Here is a 20,810-nt window from a genome sequence, read left to right as displayed (position 1 = left end):
TAGCCTGATTATCTCTCGCCTGTCAGGCACTAGAGTAGGAGAATTCCCGGCACACAGAAGAGGAGTAGATACATGGCACAGCGCATCGCAGTGATCCCCGGCGACGGCATCGGCAAGGAGGTGATGCCCGAGGGCGTGCGCGCCCTGGAGGCCGCCGCCGAGCGCTTCGGCATCGAGATCGAGCTCACCGACTTCGACTTCGCCAGCTGCGACTACTACGCCGAGCACGGCCAGATGCTGCCCGACGACTGGTTCGACCAGCTCAAGGACTTCGACGCCCTCTTCTACGGCGCCGTGGGCTGGCCGGAGACCGTGCCCGACCACGTCTCGCTGTGGGGCTCGCTGCTGCAGTTCCGGCGCCGTTTCGACCAGTACGTCAACCTGCGCCCCTGCCGGCTGCTGCCGGGCGTGAAGAGCCCGCTGGCGGACAGGCAGCCCGGCGACATCGACTTCTACGTGGTACGCGAGAACACCGAGGGCGAGTACTCCAGCGTCGGCGGCAAGATGTTCGAGGGCACCGAGCGGGAGGTGGTGATCCAGGAGACGGTGATGACCCGCCACGGCACCGACCGCGTGCTGAGGTTCGCCTATGAGCTGGCCCGGTCGCGCCCGAGGAAGAAGCTCACCTCGGCCACCAAGTCCAACGGCATCGCCATCACCATGCCCTGGTGGGACGAGCGCGTGAAGGCGATGGGGGCGAACTACCCGGAGGTGTCGGTGGACCAGTTCCATATCGACATCCTCACCGCCAACTTCGTGATGCATCCGGACTGGTTCGACGTGGTGGTGGCCAGCAACCTGTTCGGCGACATCCTCTCCGACCTGGGCCCGGCCTGCACCGGCACCATCGGTGTGGCGCCCTCGGCCAACATCAACCCGGAAGGCACCTTCCCCAGCCTGTTCGAACCGGTGCACGGCAGCGCCCCGGACATCGCCGGCAAGGGGATCGCCAACCCCATCGGTCAGATCTGGTCGGCGGCGATGATGCTCGAGCACCTGGGCCACCAGGAGGCGGCCGACGCCATCGTCGCCGCCTTCGAGGCGGTGCTCGCCGAGGGTGACAGGAACGTGCTCACCCCCGACGTGGGTGGCACCGGCACCACCGAGGGCATGGGACGGGCCATCACCGAGCGCATCAAGGGCTGACGCCACCTCCCCCTCCATGTACGACGGCCACCGCTTCCGCGGTGGCCGTCGCTGCTCTCCTCCGATCTTTCCTAGCCTATATCTCAGCCCTTGCGGGGCCGTGGTTCTATCACCTCATCGTCGTGCAGCGTCTCCCAGCCGGTGATCATCGCCTTGATATGCGCCAGCGGCGTATGGCCGGTGGTGGTCAGGTAGACGTGGATGATCACGAAGGCCAGCATCAGGAAGGCGCCGAGCACATGCAGCCCGGCTACCTGCTCCAGCCCCAGCCAGGCCGGAGCCAGCTCGCGCAGCGGCTCCCAGAACAGGTAGGCCAGCCCGGTGACCCACACCAGCGGATTGATCACCAGCTTCACCCCCAGGTAGGCCAGACGCTGCAGCGGGTTGTGTTTGCGCTGCGGGGTCTGCCGGTAGGGATGTGGCTCGCCAAGGAAGATGCCATAGGCGTAGAAGCGCACCATGGCGCCGATTCGCTCCAGGGTGGGGATGTACTGGCGCCACTGGCCGGTGGTGAAGTGCCAGAAGATGGCGAACACCCACAGCCCGATCAGCAGCCAGGCCGCCGTCTCGTGAAGCCTTACCGCCGGGCCGAAGTGGAGCAGGTCGTGGTAGCCGCGAATGGCGAAGCCGCTGAACAGCAGTACCAGCACCAGCGCCGCCTGGCCCCAGTGCCAGAAGCGCTCGAAGCGGGTGAAGAGGTAGACTCGCTGGCTCATGTCAGTGCTCCTTGCGGCGGTTGCGGGTCGCGATGCGCAGGGCCCCGTGGCCGAGCACACCCAGCAGCATCAGTCCGGCCAGGCCGAAGCCGAAGCGGTCGAGCAGTTCATGACGATCGCGCCCCGGCAGCCAGACACCCTCCACGTCCGCCAGGCGCCCCTCATCGGCATGGCAGCTGCCGCACTTCAGGGCCTGCTCACCGGGTGCCACCATATGGGTGATGGGCCACAGCATGGTGGTCTCGACGAAATCGAACTCGCCGCTGAAGGGCTGTCCGGCGGCCTCGGTGCCCGCTTCCAGCGCCTTGGCCCAGTCGAAGTTGAACCAGAAGGCGGAGTCGTCGGGTATCGCCACATGGGGCACCAGCAGGGTGTTGTGCACGGTGTCGTAGGGCTGCTTGCCGTGGAACAGCTTCACCGGCCAGATACGCGAGTCCTCGCCACCCGGCGTGCCGTGGTAGGTATTGATGGGCACCGGGGCGTTGTCGGGGTCGATCTCGGTCTCGGTGGTGGTAAAGGTGACGTCGCCGTTGAACCAGACATACTCGGGCACCACGTTCTCGCCCAGGGTGAAGTCGCCCTTCTTGCTGTCGTAGATCACGTGACCGTCGTCATCCTTGCGCTGGAACGGCTTGCCGTCCTCGTCCAGCTGGCCGCCGGTGGACCAGTCCCAGCCCATCTTGGTGGGCACCCCGCCGCGGGCGAAGGCGGGAATGTGGCAGGTCTGACAGGCCAGCGCGCGGGTATGCTCGTTGAGCCGCGTGGCCATGGGGCCCTCCTCGTGGGGCGCATTGCCATGACAGGCCTGACAGGTGGCCGGGTTGCGGTCGGTCTGCTCGCCGCGCCGGATCGCCCGATTGTCATCCACCGCCGAGACCTGGATGCGGCTGCCCGGCACCGCATGGCTCTCGGTCTGGTGGCAGGTGCTGCAGCGGAAGTCGCCGCCATCCACCGCCATATGCACGTCGAGATCGCGGTGGGCATCGACCAGCGAGGAGTCGAGGTCACCATGCTTCACGCCATCCCCGCCGCCGCCGTAGAAGTGGCAGCTGCCGCAGGTCTCGCGGGAAGTCGGGCCGACATTCCGGGCCACCTCCACCAGGTCGGTGGGTCCATGGAACTTGCCTGAACCCGGTGGATACTCGGTGCGCTCGTAGGCGGGATGCCCGGCAAGCCCCGCTACCTTCTTGTAGTCCCCGGTGTTGTGGCAGGAGAGGCAATCCACCTTGAAGGGGTTGGAGAAGTCGAAGGTCTCGTCCTCCCAGCCGTAGCCGATATGGCACGACTGGCAGAAGGCCTCGTTTGAGCGGTCGGCGATGCAGAAGCCGTTGAGCATGCTCTTCTTGCCCAGCACCTCACCGTCCAGGGGATTGTGATACTCCCAGGTCCAGTGACGGGTCGCCATCACCTCCTCGGCCGCCTCGGTATGGCAGCCCAGGCAGGCCTCGGTGACCTCCTCTCCGCTGGCGAAGGGCCCCTCGAGCTCCTCGAACTGGCTGTGGTCTGCGGTGCTGGCCAGTGCCGGCAGCGCCAGCCACAGCAGCGCCAGCCACAGCAGCACCAGCCCCACCAGGCAGCGCAGCCCCGGTCGTGAATTCTGTCCCCGCATTGCGCACTCCTCCCTTCGGCTGGCCACCAGACGGCATGCCTGGATTCAGCATGGCAGCGTCCGGCCGAACCGCCTTGACGAGGATCAATATCCAGCCACCCCGGCGAGCGACAAGATGTCGCCTGTCGCTCGAGCGAAATTCCCGCTACGCCTGGCGCCAGCAGCCCGCCAGGATGCGTACCTTGCCCGCCGCCAGGTTGTCGCGCAGGTTGCGTCCCATCTCGACGAAGCGTTCGCCGAAGATCAGCCCCGGACCGGGCAGCCCGGGGCCCACAGGCGGCTCGCTCGCCTCTCGCCGGCTGTGCTTCTGGCGCCAGGCCAATGCCCCCTCGGTCACATCCTCCAGCGCCTCGAGCACGAAACCCGCCTCGGCCAGGCGCGCCTCCAGCTCCGCCCGTGCCTGCAGGTGGCTCTCCGCCGGACGACTGGCCCAGGGTACCGGCAGCGCCAGCGGCTCGGGGTTGTCGCCGGCCACCACCTCGTGGAGCAGCACCCGCCCGCCGGGCACCAGCAGGCGGCGCCACTCCCCAAGCACTGTCGACACGTCGGGCATGTTCATCAGTGCGTGCTGGCACCACACCGCGTCGAAGCCGCCATCGGGCAGAGGCATGCGCGCCGCATCCGCGCACAGGAAGCGGGTCTGCCGGTCGAGCCCGGTCATCGCACTGAGCCACTCGGCCACCTCGACGAAGGCCGCGGTGATGTCGACGCCCACCACCTCGCAGCCGAACTCGTCGGCCAGCAGGCGGCTGGCCCCGCCGGTACCGCAGCCCACGTCCAGCACCCGCTCCCCGGAGGCGAGCCTACCCAGCGCCGCCAGGTGACGGCTGGCCCGGCGCCCGCCCAGGTGCAGCTGGTCGATGCCGGCAACCTCGTCGAGGCTCAGGCGCGCCGGGTCGCACCCCGCGGCGCGAAAGGCCGACTCCAGGCGTACCAGCAACGGCGCGGAACCGGCGTGGGCCGGGGCGTCATAGTGGTCCGTCAGGGAGGCGTGTGACGAAGTGTGGGCAGCGGGCATGGCGGGCTCCTTGGGGCGTGGGTGGCGTACGGGTGAGCGGCACCCAGCATAGCGCCATGCAGCGCCTCCTCCCCATAGGCCAAAGGTCCCTCGGGCGGCGACTTTCACCCTCGCACCATCACTTTCACGCCATCGACGCCCCCCTTGCCCGGCAGTACCGGCTGGAGGAAGGTAAGCGTATCCCCGCTGCCCAGGATCCTGCCCATGAGCCCATCGCGCCCCCCTGCTCCGCAGGCAACTCACGAGCCACTGGCGAGCTGGCTCCGGCGCTGCCTGGATGGCGAGCCCATCCCGCCCTTCACGCTACCCGGGGGAAGCGCCGTGCCACGGGGTGAGGGATTGCTTGAGCTCGTGCCAGAAAGTCCTGCCACCGACGCCCATGCCTGCATCTTCTCGGTGGGCATCCATGGCAACGAGACGGCGCCCATGGAGCTGCTGGACGCCCTGCTCAAGCGCCTGGCGGCAGGTGAGCTTAGGCTCGGTGCCCCCGTGCTGGTGCTCCTCGGCAGTCCGCAGGCGACCCGACAAGGCACCCGCTTCATCGAAACCAACCTCAACCGGCTGTTTAGGCGTGATCTGGACAGGACAGGCATGGAGCCGGAGCGGGCCCGGGAGCTGATGGCCGCAGTCGATGCCTTCTTCGCCCATCATGCCGACCGCTCGCCCCTGCATTACGACCTGCATACCGCCATCCGCGGCAGCCGCTACCCGCGCTTCGCGGTGGAACCGTTCAGCGACAGCGTGCGCACCACCGCCGAGCAGTGGCACTGGCTGGCCGGAGCGGGTATCCAGGCGGTACTGCATCAGCACTGCCACAGCTGGACCTTCTCCCATTACAGCAAGCACTACCATGGCGCCCAGGCCTTCACCCTGGAACTGGGCCACGCCCTGCCCTTCGGCCACAACGACCTGGCCCCCCTGGCGCCCATGGCAAGCCTGCTGGCGGCGCTGCTGACGGGCCAAGCCCCACCGCGAGAAGCGCCTGACCGCATGCGGTTCTTCCGCGTCGAACACGAACTGATACGCCACAGCGAGGCCTTCCGACTGGCCTTCGCCGACGACACCCCCAACTTTACCGAGTTTGCCCCCGGCACCCTGCTCGCCGAGGATGGCGAGCGGGGCGAGACCCGCGTCGGCGATACGCCGCTGTCGGTGGTCTTCCCCAATGCCGCGGTGGAGCTCGGCGCGCGGGCGGCGCTGCTGGCCAGGTCGGTCCCGCCGCCCGATTGACCGACCGGCCTTGCCGGGCCATCGGATGGCCGGAAAGTCTTATAACAACGATAAACTGGAGGTAGAATCTTGCCCCCTTGCCGATCCGTAGCCGACCCGTGTCACGGCCGGCCGACACCCCCCTGCCGACCCACAGTGCGACACGCCTGACCCGGAGCCCGACCCATGGCCGAAACCCCGATTCCGCTGGAAGTGCGCAACATCACCAAGCGCTTCGGCGATACCGAAGTCCTCAAGGGGCTGTCGCTCGAGGCCCACAAGGGCGACGTGATCACCCTGATCGGAGCCTCCGGCTCCGGCAAGAGCACCTTCCTGCGCTGCATGAACCTGCTCGAGCAGCCCGACGAGGGCGACCTGATCGTCCACGGCGAGACGATCCGCTTCAAGGAGACGAAGCACGGCCGTGAGCCGGCCGACTGGAAACAGGTAGTACGCATGCGTGCCCGACTCTCCATGGTCTTCCAGAACTTCAACCTCTGGGCGCACATGACCCTGCTGGAAAACATCATCGAGGCACCGGTGCATGTGCTCGGCAAGCCGAAGAAGGAGGCCATCGAGCACGCCCGGGCGCTGCTCGAGCGGGTCGGCCTGACCGAACGCGCCGACGCCTATCCGGCCCAGATGTCCGGCGGCCAGCAGCAGCGCGGCGCCATCGCCCGGGCACTGGCCATGGATCCCGAGGTGATGCTCTTCGACGAGCCCACCTCCGCGCTGGACCCCGAGCTGGTGGGCGACGTGCTGAAGGTCATGCGCGACCTGGCCGACGAGGGGCGGACCATGATCCTGGTGACCCATGAGATGGCCTTTGCCCGCGATGTCTCCAGCCAGGTGATCTACCTGCATCAGGGCGTGATCGAGGAGTCCGGCCCGCCCGAGGCGGTGTTCGACAACCCGCGTTCCGAGCGCCTCAAGCAGTTCCTGGCCCCCAAGCATTGAGCCGGCCCACGAGGAGAGTCCCATGATCGATCTTCACGGCTACGGCCCGCGTCTCGCCGAAGGCGCGCTGATCACCGTCGAACTGGCGGTGCTGTCGCTGGTGCTGGCCATCCTGCTGGGCCTGATCACCGCCAGCGCCAAGATGTCACGCAGCCGGACGGCCCACGCCATCGGCACCCTCTACACCACCATCATCCGCGGCGTGCCCGACCTGGTGCTGATGATGCTGCTGTTCTTCGGTGGCCAGATCGGCATCAACGCGATCACCGACCAGCTCTACGCGCGCTTCGGCTGGGATATCTTCATCAACGTCAACGAGTTCGTGGCGGGGGTGATCACCATCGGCCTGATCTTCGGCGCCTACATGGGCGAGACCTTCCGCGGCGCCTTCCTGGCCGTGGACAGCGGGCAGATCGAAGCCGGCCGTGCCTACGGCATGGGCCCCTGGCTGGTGTTCCGACGCATCCGCTTCCCGCAGATGATGCGCCACGCCATCCCCGGGCTCTCCAACAACTGGATGGTGCTGCTCAAGACCACCGCCCTGGTCTCGGTGATCGGCCTCTCCGACATGGTGCGGGTGGCCGCCGAGGCCTCCAAGGCGACTCGCGAACCCTTCACCTTCATGATCATCGTCGCGGCGGTCTACCTGCTGATCGCCAGCGTCTCCGAGTGGGCCTTCGCCCGCCTGCAGAAGCGCTATGACGTCGGCTTCGGGGAGGTCAAGTGATGGAAGCCCTGACAAGCCGGCTCGAGGCCCTGCTCGCCGACAACAGCATCTTCACCTTGCAGACCCTCGGTTACTACGGCGAGGGGCTGGTGACCACCGTGCAGCTGGTGTTCCTGTCGCTGGTGATCGGCCTGGTGGCGGCGGTGCCGCTGGCCATCGGCCGCGGCTCACGGCATCGCTGGATCAGCCTGCCGATCTTCCTCTACTGCTACGTGTTCCGCGGCACGCCACTGCTGGTGCAGCTCTACCTGATCTACTACGGGGTGGTGTTCGTCGAGGGCATCCAGGACACCTGGCTGTGGGTGATCCTCGAGAAGCCCTTCGTACCGGCGCTGATCGCCTTCACCCTCAACACCGCGGCCTACACCACCGAGATCTTCCGCGGCGCCATCAAGGCCACGGCCCGCGGCGAGATCGAGGCGGCGCGCGCCTACGGCATGTCCGATCGCCTCATGCTGCGCCGGATCGTGCTGCCCAGCGCCTTCCGTCGCGCCCTGCCCGCCTACGGCAACGAGGTGATCTTCATGCTCCACGCCAGCGCCATAGCAAGCGTGGTCACCATCATGGACCTCACCGGAGCGGCACGTTTCGTCTATGCACGCTTCTACGCGCCCTTCGACGCCTTCCTGTTCGTGGCGGCCATCTACCTCTGCCTGACCTTTGCCATCCTCTACTTCTTCCGCTGGCTGGAGCGTCGCCTGCTCGCCCACCTCAAGCCGGCGGGGGGCTGAGCGAGCGTCAAACGCGCGTTGGGAACTGGCGTTTACTTCCACGCCGGTTCCCCCCTTCCGGCCCACTCGGTGATCCGCTATGGTTGGCCTGTCATCACCCACAAGGTGATTCCACCAACAACACGGGAAACTACCCCATGCAACTACGCAAGATTCTAGGCCTCGGCGCCATCGGTGCCGCCCTGGTGGCCGGCACGGCCAACGCTGACGTGCGCGACATCCGTATCGGCGTCGACGTACCCTACGAGCCCATGGAGTACCGTACACCGGACGGCGAGCTCACCGGCTTCGACATCGACCTGGGCAACGCCCTGTGTGCCGAGATCGGCATCGACTGCGAGTGGGTCGTGCAGGGCTGGGATGGCATCATCCCCGGCCTGATGGCGCGCAAGTACGACGCCATCATGTCCTCGATGACCATCAACGAGCAGCGTCGTGAACAGGTGCTGTTCTCCGAGCCCTACATCACCCCGCCGTCGGCCTGGTTCGCTCCCGGCGACGCCGAGATCGGTACCCCGTCCGAGGAGAGCCTCGAGGGCCTGACCGTCGGCGTGCAGCGCGGCACTCTGCAGGACAACTATGTCACCGACATGTATGGCGACGTGGCCGACGTCAATCGCTATGCCACCGCCGACGACATGGTGCTGGACATGGATTCGGGGCGCCTCGACGCGGTGTTCCTCGACTTCCCGATCGGCAAGTCCACCCTGCTCGACAGCGACGCCGGCGACTACAAGGTGGTCGGCAACATGATCACCGAGCCCAAGGAGTACTTCGGCGAAGGCTTCGGCATCGCCTTCCGCAAGCGCGACGAGGCGCTGGCCGAGACCTTCAACGAGGCCCTGGCCGAACTCAAGGCCAATGGCACCTACGACGAGATCCACGCACGGTACTTCGGCGAAGAGTAACCCCAAGGGCCGGTGCAGCCCGGCCCTGCATGATGTCCCCGGCAGGCCGGCTCCATGAGCCGGCCTGCTGCGTCAGGTATCCCCCTTGACTCCTGTCGGCTCAGCCAGCACCCGCCGCACCAGCAGCGGACCCAGCATCTCGAACACCAGGGTCGAGCCCACCACCGCGGAGAGCAGCAGCGGACCGTACTCGGGGAAGCGCTCGGCGGCCAGCAGCGCCATGCCCATCGCCACCCCCGCCTGGGGCGTCAACGCCAGGCCGATATTGCCCGGCAGCTCTGCCTGTCGCACGCGCGCCAGGCGCACGCCCAGCAGGCCCCCCAGGTAACGTCCCGCCAGGCGCAGCACAATATAGGCCAGGGTCAACCACAGGGCGTCATCCAGATGGCGCAGGTCGACGCTGGCGCCCGAAAGCACGAAGAAGAACACCAGGAAGGGCCACTCGATATGCTCGACCTCGTTGAACGAGCGGGTGTGGTGGCGCGACAGGTTGGCGACCAGCGCCCCGGCCACCATGGCGGCCAGCAGCGCCGAGACCTCGAGCCAGCTGGAGAGCCCGGCCAGCAACAGGATCAGCGCCAGCGCCTCCACCTGGGTCGGCTCTCCGGGTCGCAGCCGACCGGTGAGCCAGGCCGCCGGCAGTCCGATCGCCATGCCCAGCAGCAGCGCCCCGCCCAGCTCCCAGCCGGCCATGGCCAGGGCGGTATGCCCATCCCCGGAGAGCCACCAGCCGAGCAACGCCATGGCCAGACCGAAGGCGAGGATGCCCCAGCCATCGTCGATGGCGACGATCCCCAGCAGCAGGCGCGCCCTCAGCCGGGTGTCGCCGCTCTCGTGCACCGTCTCGCTGACCGCCGCCGGGTCGGTGGCCACCGAGATGGCAGCAAGCGTCACCGCCACCGCCAGCGGGAAACCCAACGCCGCCAGACCGCCCCCCACCAGCAGTGCCCCGACGCCGATCACCGACAGCGACAGAATCAGGATCAACGGGCCAGTGCTGCGCAGTCGCTCGACAGTGAGTTCGCCACCCAGCAGGAAGGCCACCATCACCAGCGCCAGCTGGATCAGCGGCTCCCCCAGGCCATCCAGCGGCGCCGGCTCGGCCTGGCCCAGCACCAGCTGCTGGACCACCGCCACTCCCAGGCCGACCAGTACCAGCAGCGAGATCCGCGGCAGCCGGGTTCGACTGGCCACCGCATCGGCCAGGATGCTCGAGGAGAGAATCAACCCCAGGAACACCAGGGCGGTGGCGGCGGGGCTGAGGTGCAACGGCAGAGCAGAGAGCATATCGCTCATGGGGAGGGCCCCTTGGCAGTCAGGAAAAAGCGTGGTGGCGATCCTTCGGGACTCAGCGGACGCCACCGCGGGCATGGCTCAGCCGAGCCAGAACCCGGCCGCCAGCAGCGCCAGCGTGGCCAGCAGCACCACCACATTAAGACCCATCAGCGCCTCGAGCCGGGCGCGCTGCTCCAGCACTGCGGGCAGGCGCCAGGCTACCCAGAGCGCCCCGGGTAGCACCAGCCAGGTCAGTCCGGCTGCCACGGGAAGCCCGCCGAGCAGCACCCCAATGCCGACCAGCGCCTGGCTGCCCAGCAGCAATACCACCACCAGCCGAGCGGCACGTTGCCGCCCCAGCAGAATCGGCAGGTGACGCCGGCCGACACGTCGATCCGCCTCACAGTCGGGAAACTGGTTGAGCAGCAGCAGCTCGCTGACCAGCAGTCCTGCCACTGCCGCGACGATGAGTGCCGTCGCATCGGGCCAGCCGCCCAGCGCGACCAGGCTGCCCAGGATCACCAGGGGGCCGAAACCCAGCCCCGGCGCCAGCAGGCAAAGCCATGGGGAACGGGTGATCCAGCGCGTATAGGCGACGATCAGCGCAAGCCCTGGCACTCCCACGGCGAGCATCGGCCAGCCCCGTGCCCACAGGAAGTAGCCGCCGATGGCCACCACCCCGGCCAGTGCCGCGAGCCCGGCAGCCAGCACCGCGGGCGCCGCCACGGGAGCTTCGGGCAAGGCGCCACTGCCGCCAGAGAAGGGCGTACGCAGGGTCATCTCGTCGAGTCCGGAACGGAAGTCCTCGTACTCGTTCAGCAGGTTGACCGCGGCGTGGGCCAGCAGGCCGCCGAGCAGCACCAGGGCCACCTGAAGCGCTGCCGGTGCCACCCCCTGGCGCACCGCCAGCAGCAGGCCCAGCACCACGCAGAGCGGCGCCAACACCAGGAAGCCCGGACGGCTCGCCCGCCATACGGCGGGCGTGGTGGTGCCTCCCTCCAATCCGCCCTACTCGAAGCTGAAGCGCGGTGCCGGGGCGTCCGGCAGCAGCGCCGCGCAGGCCCGTACCCGCTCCAGCAGCTCGGCGTGAGTAGGCGCCAGCAGGTTGACGTGGGCCAGCTTGCGCCCGGCGCGCTCGCTCTTGTCGTAGCGGTGCAAGTGGGCATCCGGCAGGGACAGGATGGCCGCCGGGTCGCCCTCGCGGCCGATCACGTTGACCATGCAGGTCGGCATGCGCGCCGCGGTGTCACCGAGCGGCAAGCCCTGGATGGCACGCAGGTGGTTCTCGAACTGGCTAGTCACCGCACCGTCGATCGACCAGTGGCCGGAGTTGTGCACCCGGGGCGCCATCTCGTTGGCCAGCAGGCTGCCGTCGGCACACTGGAACAGCTCCAGGGTCAGCACCCCCACGTAGTCGAGCTCGTCGAGCAGCGCGCGGATATAGCCGTCGGCGGTCTGCTGGATGCTGTCGGCCAGGTCCGGCATGGGCGCGACGGAGTAGCGCAGGATGCCGTCCACGTGCTGGTTCTCGGCCATGGGGTAGAAGGCCACCTCGCCGTCGCGGCCACGCACGGCGATGATCGACACCTCGCGTACGAAGTCGACGAAGGCCTCCACGATCAGCTGCGGATGGTTGATCGAGCGCCAGGCCTCGGCCGCCTCGGCGGGGTCCCTGAGCACCGCCTGACCCTTGCCGTCATAGCCCTCGGTGACCGACTTGGCCACCACCGGGCAGCCCAGCTCTCGGGCGGCGGCCTCCAGTTCGTCGGCATGTTCCACCAGGCGATAGGTCGGGGTGGGGATGCCCAGGCGGTCGAACAGCGCCTTCTCCTCGGCGCGGTTCTGGCAGACGCGGATCGCCTCACTCGACGGATAGACCGGCCTGACCTCCTCGATCGCCTGGACCAGGGATACCGGAAGGTGCTCGAACTCGTAGGTCACCAGGTCGACCTTGTCGAGGAAGGCCTCGAGGTGGCGGCGATCGGTGTCGATCATCACGTCACCGATACCGGCGCTGGGGTGACCGGTGGTGTCGAGGAAGGTGAAGCGGTTGGCCAGAGGGTAGCCGGCAAGGGCCAGCATGCGGCCGAGCTGGCCGGCCCCCAGGACGCCGATATTCATGACTTTTTCCATAACCTTCTCCTCACTCGTCTCTCTATCAGGGCTGGGGCTATCAGGGCTGGGGCTATCAGGGCCGGGGGTCGGGGTTGTCGAGTACCGTCTGTGTCTGCTCGGCTCGGAAGGCCTCCACCGCGGCTCTCACGGTCGCGTCCTGCAGGCCGACGATCTGGGCGGCAAGCAGTCCGGCGTTGGTGGCGCCGGCCTTGCCGATGGCCAGCGTCCCTACCGCGATGCCGCCGGGCATCTGCACGATGGAGAGCAGCGAATCCAGGCCCTTGAGCGCCTTGGACTCCACCGGCACGCCGAGCACCGGCAGCGCGGTCTGGGAAGCCACCATGCCCGGCAGGTGAGCCGCTCCCCCGGCGCCGGCGACGATCACCTGAAGGCCGCGCTCGGCCGCCCCCTTGGCGTAGTCGAACAGCAGGTCCGGAGTGCGATGGGCAGAGACCACCCGAGTCTCGTACGGCACGCCCAGGCGCTCGAGCATCGCCACGGCATGCTCCATCACCGGCCAGTCGGATTTGGATCCCATGATCACGCCGACCTTCGGCGCCTGTGTATCGGACTGCATGGCCTGCTCCTCGGCGACTGCCTCTGATGCGGAAAGCGGGAAAGAGTGCATGAAGGAAAGCCGGACATTCTAGCGCCGCAGTCCTCAAGCGTCATCTTGACCAGGCGGACAGCCACACCCACAGGCCAGACTGTCGCCGTCGGAAGACAGCCGTTTGCATGCTAGATGCGCCATTGCCTGCTAAGGTCGTGGTGAATGGGCAGCAAGGAGAAGCCCATCTGGAAGCCACCAAGGAGACAGACAATGAAGCGTTCCCTGATCTTTACCGCGGTACTCGCCGGCTCACTGCTGCTCGTCGGCTGCGACTCCGACAGTGATGAGGCCACCCAGCAGGAAGAGACCACCGAGCAGGAGGTCGAGCAGACCGCCGACGAGACCGGCGAGGCAATGGACGAGGCCGCTACCGAGACCGAAGACGCCCTGGACGAGGCCGCCGCCGAGACCGAAGAGGCCCTGGATGAGGCCGCCGAAGAGTCCGGACAGGCCCTGGACGAAGCGGCCGCCGAGACCGAGCAGGCGGTCGATGAGGCGGGCGAGACTCTGGACGCGGCAGGCGACGAAGCCGCCCAGGAAGCCAGCGAAGCGGCCGAGAGCGCCGAAGCCGCAGGTGACGAGGCCGCCGAAGAGACCGCCAGCGCCCTGGATGCCGCCCGCGACGCCACCGCCGATGCCGTGGACTCCGCCCGCGAGGTAACCGCCGACGCCGTGGAGGCGGCCCAGGAGAAGGCCGGCGAGCTGGTCGATAGCGCCAAGGAGATGGCCTCAGGCAGCGATGAGGCCGCGGAAGTCTCCGCAGAAGCCGAAGTCGAGGCCGAGACTTCCAGCCAGTAAGCCTCGCCCCGCGACCACGCCACGAAGGCCCGCCCGGTTCTCCGGGCGGGCCTTCGTGTGTCAGGCCGTCGCGCCCCGCCTGCTCGAAAGCCAGTTGGCAACGATCACCGCCAGCATCACCGCGGCGCCGACGGCTTCCACCATCAGGCTGGGGTAGAACACCGCCACGATAGCCGGCAGCAGCAGCACCCGCAGCGCCCAGCCCATGCGAGCGAACAGATACCCCTCCAGCGCCGCCGCGAAGGCCGCCAGGGCAAGGAAGCCGGTCAATGCCGTCCAGATCAGCAGTGGCCAGGGCCCGCCCATGATGATCTCCGGGTTGTAGACCATGAACAGCGGGATCAGGTAGAGCCCCTTGGCGAACTTCCAGGCCTGGAAGCCCGTCTCCATCGGCTTGGCGCCGGCGATAGCCGCCCCGGCGAAGCCGGCCAGGGCGATGGGTGGCGTGACGTTGGAGTCCTGGGAGTACCAGAACACCACCAGGTGGGCGATCAGCAGCGGTACGCCGAACTCCGCGGTGAGCGCCGGCCCCACCAGCACGATCAGCACGATGTAGCTGGCGGTCACCGGCAGGCCCATGCCCAGCACCAGGCTGGCCAGCAGCACCATGATCAGCGCCAGCAGCAGGTTGCCTCCCGAGAAGGCCAGCATCATGGAGGAGAACTTCAGCCCCAGGCCGGTCAGCCCCACCACACCGACGATGATGCCGGCCACCGCGCAGGCCATGGAGACCGCCACGGCATTGCGCGCGCCCAGCTCCAGACCGCCGAGCAGCTTCACCAGTCCACTGCGGGTGGCGGCAAGGAGCCGCTCCCCGGTCACCGGCTCACCCTGTTTCGGCGCGACGAGGAAGAACCACACCAGGAAGCGCAGTACCGCCACGGCGAGCATGGTGAGGATGGCAAAATAGCCCACCCGCATCGGCGACATGTTCATCACCAGCAGCCACACCAGCACCGCCAGCGGCAGCAGGAAGTGCCAGCCGTAGCCCATCACGTCGCGCATCTGGGGCAGCTCGCTCCTCGCCATCCCCTGCATGCCCTGCTTGAGGGCGATGATATGCACGAACAGGTAGACGGTGCCGAAGTACATGATCGCCGGCAGGATGCTGACCTTGACCACCTCCAGGTAGGGCATCCGGGTGTACTCGGCGATCAGGAAGGCGCCGGCCCCCATCAGCGGCGGCATGATCTGCCCGCCGGTGGAGGCCGCCGCCTCGATGCCGCCGGCCTGGTGGGGCTTGTAGCCCAGGCGCTTCATCAGCGGAATGGTGAAGGCGCCGGTGGTCACCACGTTGGCGATGGCACTGCCGGAGATCGACCCCATCCCCGCCGAGGCGATCACCGCGGCCTTGGCCGGCCCGCCACGCTGGCGACCGGTGGCGGCATAGGCCAGGTCGATGAAGAACCTGCCGGCGCCGGTGATCTCGAGGAAGGCGCCGAACAGCACGAAGATGAAGATATAGGTGGCCGCCACCCCCATGGGCAGGCCGAAGATGCCCTCCTGCCCCAGGTAGAGCTGGCCCACCAGACGGTCCAGGCTGTAGCCGCGATGCTCCAGGATGCCGGGCAGCCACTGGCCCAGCCACGGGAGGTCGCCGCGCGGGCCGGCGAAGGCGTAGAGGAGCGCGATCACCCCGATCACCGTCATGCCCAGGCCCACCGCGCGGCGCGCCGCCTCCAGCACGGTAACGGTGGCGATACAGCCGACCACGATGTCGGTCTGGCTCCAGAAGCCGGCACGGTTGATGATCTCGTCGAGGTAGAGCACCAGGTAGCCGCCGGTCACCAGGGCCCCGGCGAAGAAGGTGGCGTCGAGCAGCCAGCCGATGATCCCGCGTGGCCGCCGCGGGCCGAACACCGGAAACATCAGGAAGGCCAGCATCATGATCAGCATCAGGTGGATGCTGCGCTGGTAGAACAGCCCCAGCGGCTCGATGCCGGCGGAGTAGAGCTGGAACAGCGACAGGCCCACCGCCACCAGGGTGATCAGCCACAGCACCGGCCGGGCATGGTTCGCCTGGCTGCCGGGGACGATGGGGGAATTGCCCGATTCACTCATGAGTCAGTCCAGGTGAAGGTTCATTCAGGAGAAGGCTTATTCAGGTGAAACCAGGCGCACGGTGACCGGCTGGTCTGCCGCCAACCGGCTCAAGCTGATGCGCTCGTCGTCCACCACCAGGCGGTGGTCGACGGCAGGGCCGCCCACCCGCAGGCGATAGGCGTTGCCCGGCACCGGCTCGTCGAGGTCCTCGATCCAGTAGCCACCCTCGCCGTCCGAGACCTGGCGACCGCGGCCGGGGACATGGTCGAGCCCCGCGGCGAAGTCGGGCAGGTGGCTGCGTTCGAGCACCATGCGCCCGTCGCTGTGGCGATAGCAGTCGAGGACCGCGAAGCCCTCCACCGAGTGGTTCCACTCCAGGCACCACCCCTCGCCCTCGGCCATCGGCAGAGTCACCAGGGGCTCGCCCGTCTCGTTGCTCACCACCAGGCGGGCCTCGTCCTGGCCGGCCACGGGACCGGCCAGGACGAGGCCCGCACACAGCAGCAGGGCGGGCAGTCGGGCCCGCCCTGCTGTCAGGCGCAAGTCACGCATCATTCAGGACGCTGGTGGTCCTGGACCTCGGCGCCGATCTCCTCGTAGTAGCGCAGTGCGCCGGGGTGGAAGGCGATCGGCGTGGAGTTGACGCTGAACTCCACGGTGGTGTCGTTGGCCGCCGGGTGCACCTCGATCAGCTCGTCGGTGCGCTCGAAAAGCATCTTGGTGATCTGGTAGGCGAGCTCCTCGTCCATCTCGCTGCTCACCGCCAGCACGTTGGGGATGCCGATGCTCTGCACGCCCTCTTCCATGCCCTCATAGAGGCCGGCGCGCAGCTCGTAGGGGGCGAACACCGAGACCTCCTCGCGGGCGTTAGCCACCTCCTCGTCACTGAGGCCGATGAGGCGGATGTCGCGGGTGGTGGCCAGGTTCATGATCGAGCTGGTGGGCGGCCCCACGCTCCAGAAGCCGGCGGCGATGTCACCGTCTCGGATGGCATCGGCGGTCTCGTTGAAGTTCAAGCGCCGCGGGTCGAAGTCATCGTAGGTGATGCCGTTGGCCTCGAGCAGTGCCCGGGCGTTGAGTTCGGTACCACTGCCCGGCGCGCCTACGGAGACCACCTCTCCCTCGAGGTCGGAGAGGCTCTCGATGCCGGAGTCGGCCAGGGTGACGAGCTGCACGGCGTTGGGGTAGACCGAGGCCAGTGCGCGGATGTTCTCGAGCTGGCGGCCCTCGAAGTCGCCGGTGCCGCTGTAGGCCTGGTAGACGGTATCGGCCAGGGCCAGGGCGAGGTCGGAGTCGCCGCGCCACACCAGGCCCATGTTTTCCACCGAGGCGCCGGTGACCTCGGCCACGGCCTCATAGCCCTCGAGGTGCTTGCCGATCATCTCGGCCAGGCCACCGCCCAGCGGGTAGTAGGTGCCGCCGGTACCGCCGGTGGCGATGGAGAGCTGCTGGGCGGACGCCAGCGGGGCCGTCGCGATCAGCGAGGCGGCGACGGCATACTTCATGGCTTTCATGGCATTCCTCCGGTCCTGGAACCAGGTTGTCGTATTGTCGTTGTCGACGCCGGGTCGACGTCCAGACTCAAGCTAGCACGCGAGCAGCGTGAGAGCCCAACCCCCTGATTTCTACGTTTTCCGGGAATTTCGGCAATGCCACCATGGTCGCGGCGCGGTTTCAGCCCTCCACCATGGCCTTCACCTGCTCGACGATATGCGCCCCGATGGGCAGTGCCGAGGTGGCCGCAGGCGACGGGGCGTTGCCCACGTTGAGGGTCCGCCGGGTGTTCACGAACAGGAAGTCGTCCACCAGCCTGCCATCCCGCGACACCGCCTGGGCGCGCACGCCGGCCGGCCACGGCTCGAGGTCATCGAGGGTCAGGCTGGGGCAGTACTTGCGCACCAGCTCGAGATAGCCGCGCCTGTGCAGGGAGTTCTTCATCTCCTGAAGCCCCGGGCGCAGGTTGCGGCCCAGCACCCTGAGGATCCCGGGATCGGTCAGCATCTGTGCCAGGTCCCGTGGGGATACGTCGCGCCGCCGATACCCCTCACGCTTGAAGGCCAGCACCGCATTGGGACCCACGGTGACACTGCCGTCGATCATCCGCGTCAGATGCACGCCCAGGAACGGCATGGAGGGGTCGGGGATCGGGTAGATCAGATGATTGACGATACGACTGAGGCGGTCCGGCAGCCGATAGTACTCGCCACGGAAGGGACAGATGGTGAACCCCGGATCGTGGCCCAGCATGCGCACCACCCGATCGGCCATCAATCCCGAACAGGTCACCAGATAACGACCGGTGAACTCGCCGGCGCCGCTGGTCACCACCACCTCCTGGCGGCGCTCATTGAGGGCGCTGACCTCGGCGTCGTAGCGGATCTCGCCACCCAGCCGCTCGAACTCGGCGGCCATGGCCCGGGTCACCGCGGCATAGTCGACGATGCCGCTGGAGGGCACGAAGATTCCCCCCAGCCCGGTGATATTGGGTTCGCGCTCGGCCAGCGCCTCGGCGGAGAGCCACTCGCGTTCCAGGCCGTTGGCGGCGGTCCGCTCCCACAGCGCCTCCATGCGCTGCATCTCGAGTTCGCTGGTCGCCACCAGCAGCTTGCCGCAGGTGTCGTAGGCGATGCCCTGCTCGTCGCAGAACGCCTTGGTGGCGCGGTTGCCCTCCAGACAGAAGCGCGCCTTGAGGCTACCCGGGGTGTAGTAGACCCCGGCGTGGATCACCCCGCTGTTGTGGCCGGTCTGGTGGCGGGCCGGGCCGGACTCCTTCTCCAGCAGCAGCATCCTGCTGTCGGGGTAGGCCTGCTTGAGCTGCATGGCGGTGGACATCCCCAGGATGCCGCCACCGATGATGATGAAATCGTGCATGCCGTCCTCGCTCCTCCAATCACACGGCCACGCCGTGTTCACGACATGGCCGGGTCAGTCTACCCCTTGTTGAACCTCCGGCGCCTCACATCTGGCGTGGGTGACATTCTTGCTGCTCGACGCGCCCCAGCCGCCTCCGGCACCACCTGGAAGTTACCGGTGGTGCGCTCCACCAGGATGTTCACCAATGGTGAAGGGAGGCATTAACCGACCCTTATTCAACATTAACGGGGCAACTAACGTTAACGGGGCAACTAACATTAACGGGCTAATTAAACATTAACAGGCTAATTAAACATTAACAGGCTAATTAAACATTAACGGGCTAATTAAACATTAGACTAAATGATCCCCATAATGTCGAAATTATTATGGAATGGTCACCTTTCGTGTGCTTCACTCAACTTGGCAGCGCATCTTGGTACCGGCCCGCTGGGCCTACAACGACAACTTTCCACTGCTGGAACAGAGGGGTCCCATGAAACGTTCAACGCTCATCAAAGGCACGCTGGCGACATCGCTCGCCGCCGCACTCGTGGCCAGCCAAGTGGCCTACGCCGATACCGTACGCCTGAGGATGCATACCTTCTATGGCACGGAGGTCGACGAGATCGCCGCCGACCTGCGCGAGCGCGTACGCGAGGCCAGCGACGGCTCGCTGCGCATCCAGTTCTTCCGCGGCGGCGAGCTGGTCAACAGCGATCAGTTCGTGGATGCGGTGGCCCGCGGCACCATCGATGTGGCCCACGGCGTCGGCAGCTACTGGCCCGGCCAGGTGGGCATCGGCACCATCGAGGCCGGTCTTCCCGGCGCCTGGGTCAGCGCCGACGAGGCCCGCGACATCTTTGCCAACCAGGGGCTGGACGAGCTGATCAGCGAGGCCTACGCGGAGCAGGGCGTCAAGCTGATCGGCCGCGGCTACGGCAGCGACTACGGCCTGCTGACCCGCGAACCGGTCACCAGCCTCGAGGACCTCAAGAGCATGCGCATCCGCGCCACCAGCTCGATCGCCACGGTGCTCGAGAAGTTCGATATTCCCACCGTCTTCCTGCCCGGCGAGGAGCTCTATGTCAGCCTCTCGACTGGCGTGATCGACGGCGCCGTCTATGGTGGTCCGGTCGAGTATGAGCAGCTCAAGCTCAACGAAGTGGCCAAGCACTACACCGATATCAACCTGCTGAACCCGGGCTGGATCGAGACCGCTCTGATCAACCCCAACACCTGGGACAAGATGTCCGACGAGCAGCGCCAGATTCTCACCACCGAGATCGACCGCTATCTGGAGGAGATCCACCGCTGGCTCGAGGATGGCAACCATCAGATCATCGATGAGGGCACCCTGTTCGAGTTCGCCACGCTCCCCGAGGAAGACTCCCGTCGTCTGGCGGAGGCGGCACTGCCCATCTGGCAGGAGGAAGCCGAGAAGTCCGAGCGTAACGCCCAGGCGATCGAGATCCTGATCGACAACGCCGTTCAACAGGGGCGCCTGAGTGAGTAGGGTCACCCGCTATCTCAGAGCACAGGATGGCCTTTCCGACTGGGTCGGGAGGGCTACCTCCTGGCTGACGCTGGGGATCATCGGCATCCTGCTCTACGAGGTCGTCGCCCGCTATATGCTCAACTCTCCCACCATCTGGGGACACGAGCTCTCGACGATGTTCTTCGGCGCCCTGAGTATCCTGGCGGGCAGCTATACCCTGCGCCATCAGGGTCATGTCCGCAGCGACGTCATCTACCGCCTGCTGCCGGGCCGCGCCCAGGCCTTCTGCGACCTGGTCATCTTCCTGCTGGCGCTGGTGGTGCTGGGCGTGGTCCTGAACATGGCGGTCGACTTCGCCTACCAGTCCTGGCGCATCGACGAATACTCCAACCGCAGCGTATGGCAACCGCCCCTCTGGCCCATCAAGGCCACCATTCCCCTGGCCGTGGGGCTGCTGATGCTGCAGTGCCTGGCGGAGGGAGTCCGCGCCGCGCTGCGGCTGGCCGGCGTCGCCTTCGTTGACCCCCGCGAGGATCGCGACGATGCCGAGCACTAGGCGGCAATACCTCCTGTCTTCCCTCCACTGACGCCGTCACG

At 67.2% G+C, this 20,810-nt stretch carries 20 protein-coding genes; 9 read left to right on the top strand and 11 right to left on the bottom strand.

All coding sequences use genetic code 11. From position 1 onward, the window contains the following. Positions 1 to 72 precede the first annotated feature (72 nt). The gene (locus GRB96_RS04135; protein WP_161430778.1) at positions 73 to 1,146 is read left to right on the top strand and encodes a tartrate dehydrogenase; all 1,074 of its coding nucleotides are present in this window, start codon (positions 73 to 75) and stop codon (positions 1,144 to 1,146) included. Positions 1,147 to 1,229: 83 nt separating this feature from the next. Here GRB96_RS04135 and GRB96_RS04130 read toward each other — a convergent pair whose 3' ends face one another. The 3 genes from GRB96_RS04130 to GRB96_RS04120 form a co-directional block, all read right to left on the bottom strand. Next, complete coding sequence (locus GRB96_RS04130; protein ID WP_161430777.1) at positions 1,230 to 1,862, bottom strand: cytochrome b/b6 domain-containing protein; 633 nt, start codon at positions 1,860 to 1,862, stop codon at positions 1,230 to 1,232. A 1-nt stretch (position 1,863) separates the two neighbouring features. Next, positions 1,864 to 3,471, bottom strand: coding sequence for a tetrathionate reductase family octaheme c-type cytochrome (locus GRB96_RS04125; protein ID WP_161430775.1), 1,608 nt, complete (start codon positions 3,469 to 3,471; stop codon positions 1,864 to 1,866). Positions 3,472 to 3,616: 145 nt separating this feature from the next. Further along, positions 3,617 to 4,489, bottom strand: a complete 873-nt coding sequence (locus GRB96_RS04120; protein WP_161430773.1) for a class I SAM-dependent methyltransferase — start codon at positions 4,487 to 4,489, stop codon at positions 3,617 to 3,619. A gap of 204 nt (positions 4,490 to 4,693) precedes the next feature. Here GRB96_RS04120 and GRB96_RS04115 point away from each other — a divergent pair, with 204 nt between their 5' ends. From GRB96_RS04115 to GRB96_RS04095, 5 genes are all read left to right on the top strand, one after another. After that, entirely contained in the window at positions 4,694 to 5,719 is a 1,026-nt protein-coding gene (locus GRB96_RS04115) for a succinylglutamate desuccinylase (protein WP_161430772.1), read from the top strand. Positions 5,720 to 5,884: 165 nt separating this feature from the next. Continuing rightward, entirely contained in the window at positions 5,885 to 6,655 is a 771-nt protein-coding gene (locus GRB96_RS04110; protein ID WP_161430769.1) for an ABC transporter ATP-binding protein, read from the top strand. 22 nt (positions 6,656 to 6,677) lie between these two features. After that, positions 6,678 to 7,382 carry an ABC transporter permease gene (locus GRB96_RS04105; protein WP_161430768.1) on the top strand — a complete coding sequence of 235 codons (705 nt, stop codon included), beginning with the start codon at positions 6,678 to 6,680 and terminating at the stop codon, positions 7,380 to 7,382. Next, positions 7,382 to 8,113, top strand: coding sequence for an ABC transporter permease (locus GRB96_RS04100; RefSeq protein WP_161430765.1), 732 nt, complete (start codon positions 7,382 to 7,384; stop codon positions 8,111 to 8,113). The genes GRB96_RS04105 and GRB96_RS04100 overlap by 1 nt, the downstream gene beginning before the upstream one ends. 137 nt (positions 8,114 to 8,250) lie before the next feature. Continuing rightward, positions 8,251 to 9,021, top strand: a complete 771-nt coding sequence (locus tag GRB96_RS04095; protein WP_161430764.1) for a transporter substrate-binding domain-containing protein — start codon at positions 8,251 to 8,253, stop codon at positions 9,019 to 9,021. A gap of 72 nt (positions 9,022 to 9,093) precedes the next feature. On the opposite strand, the gene GRB96_RS04090 is transcribed toward GRB96_RS04095, so the two are convergent. The 4 genes from GRB96_RS04090 to purE form a co-directional block, all read right to left on the bottom strand. Then, positions 9,094 to 10,317, bottom strand: coding sequence for a cation:proton antiporter (locus tag GRB96_RS04090; RefSeq protein WP_161430761.1), 1,224 nt, complete (start codon positions 10,315 to 10,317; stop codon positions 9,094 to 9,096). A gap of 78 nt (positions 10,318 to 10,395) precedes the next feature. After that, on the bottom strand, positions 10,396 to 11,298 hold the full coding sequence (locus tag GRB96_RS04085; RefSeq protein ID WP_161430759.1) for a prenyltransferase: 903 nt from the start codon (positions 11,296 to 11,298) through the stop codon (positions 10,396 to 10,398). Positions 11,299 to 11,304: 6 nt separating this feature from the next. Further along, entirely contained in the window at positions 11,305 to 12,417 is a 1,113-nt protein-coding gene (locus GRB96_RS04080; RefSeq protein ID WP_161432990.1) for a 5-(carboxyamino)imidazole ribonucleotide synthase, read from the bottom strand. A gap of 67 nt (positions 12,418 to 12,484) precedes the next feature. Beyond that, on the bottom strand, positions 12,485 to 12,988 hold the full coding sequence (gene purE, locus GRB96_RS04075; protein WP_161430757.1) for a 5-(carboxyamino)imidazole ribonucleotide mutase: 504 nt from the start codon (positions 12,986 to 12,988) through the stop codon (positions 12,485 to 12,487). 243 nt (positions 12,989 to 13,231) lie between these two features. Here purE and GRB96_RS04070 point away from each other — a divergent pair, with 243 nt between their 5' ends. Further along, positions 13,232 to 13,819 (top strand): hypothetical protein, encoded by a 588-nt coding sequence (locus GRB96_RS04070; protein WP_161430754.1) that lies wholly within the window; start codon positions 13,232 to 13,234, stop codon positions 13,817 to 13,819. A 60-nt stretch (positions 13,820 to 13,879) separates the two neighbouring features. Here GRB96_RS04070 and GRB96_RS04065 read toward each other — a convergent pair whose 3' ends face one another. The 4 genes from GRB96_RS04065 to lhgO all read right to left on the bottom strand — a co-directional run bounded on the left by GRB96_RS04065 (position 13,880) and on the right by lhgO (position 18,733). After that, complete coding sequence (locus GRB96_RS04065; protein WP_161430752.1) at positions 13,880 to 15,880, bottom strand: TRAP transporter permease; 2,001 nt, start codon at positions 15,878 to 15,880, stop codon at positions 13,880 to 13,882. A gap of 36 nt (positions 15,881 to 15,916) precedes the next feature. Then, positions 15,917 to 16,417: a DUF1850 domain-containing protein gene (locus tag GRB96_RS04060; protein WP_420841741.1), complete on the bottom strand. Its 501-nt coding sequence runs from the start codon at positions 16,415 to 16,417 to the stop codon at positions 15,917 to 15,919. Further along, complete coding sequence (locus tag GRB96_RS04055) at positions 16,414 to 17,376, bottom strand: TAXI family TRAP transporter solute-binding subunit (RefSeq protein WP_161430749.1); 963 nt, start codon at positions 17,374 to 17,376, stop codon at positions 16,414 to 16,416. The genes GRB96_RS04060 and GRB96_RS04055 overlap by 4 nt, the downstream gene beginning before the upstream one ends. A 160-nt stretch (positions 17,377 to 17,536) precedes the next feature. Next, a complete protein-coding gene (gene lhgO, locus GRB96_RS04050) occupies positions 17,537 to 18,733 on the bottom strand; it encodes an L-2-hydroxyglutarate oxidase (RefSeq protein ID WP_161430747.1) in 1,197 nt (398 codons plus the stop codon). A 478-nt stretch (positions 18,734 to 19,211) separates the two neighbouring features. Here lhgO and dctP point away from each other — a divergent pair, with 478 nt between their 5' ends. Next, positions 19,212 to 20,231, top strand: a complete 1,020-nt coding sequence (gene dctP / locus GRB96_RS04045; protein WP_161430746.1) for a TRAP transporter substrate-binding protein DctP — start codon at positions 19,212 to 19,214, stop codon at positions 20,229 to 20,231. Continuing rightward, on the top strand, positions 20,224 to 20,769 hold the full coding sequence (locus tag GRB96_RS04040) for a TRAP transporter small permease subunit (protein ID WP_161430744.1): 546 nt from the start codon (positions 20,224 to 20,226) through the stop codon (positions 20,767 to 20,769). Before dctP ends, GRB96_RS04040 begins: the two co-directional genes overlap by 8 nt. Positions 20,770 to 20,810: the final 41 nt, after the last annotated feature.

This window comes from Halomonas alimentaria (genome assembly GCF_009902005.1).
GTDB classification, from domain to species: Bacteria; Pseudomonadota; Gammaproteobacteria; order Pseudomonadales; family Halomonadaceae; genus Halomonas; species Halomonas alimentaria.
The sequence above is the reverse complement of the archived record's forward strand: the minus strand, read 5'-3'. Positions and strand labels throughout refer to the sequence as shown.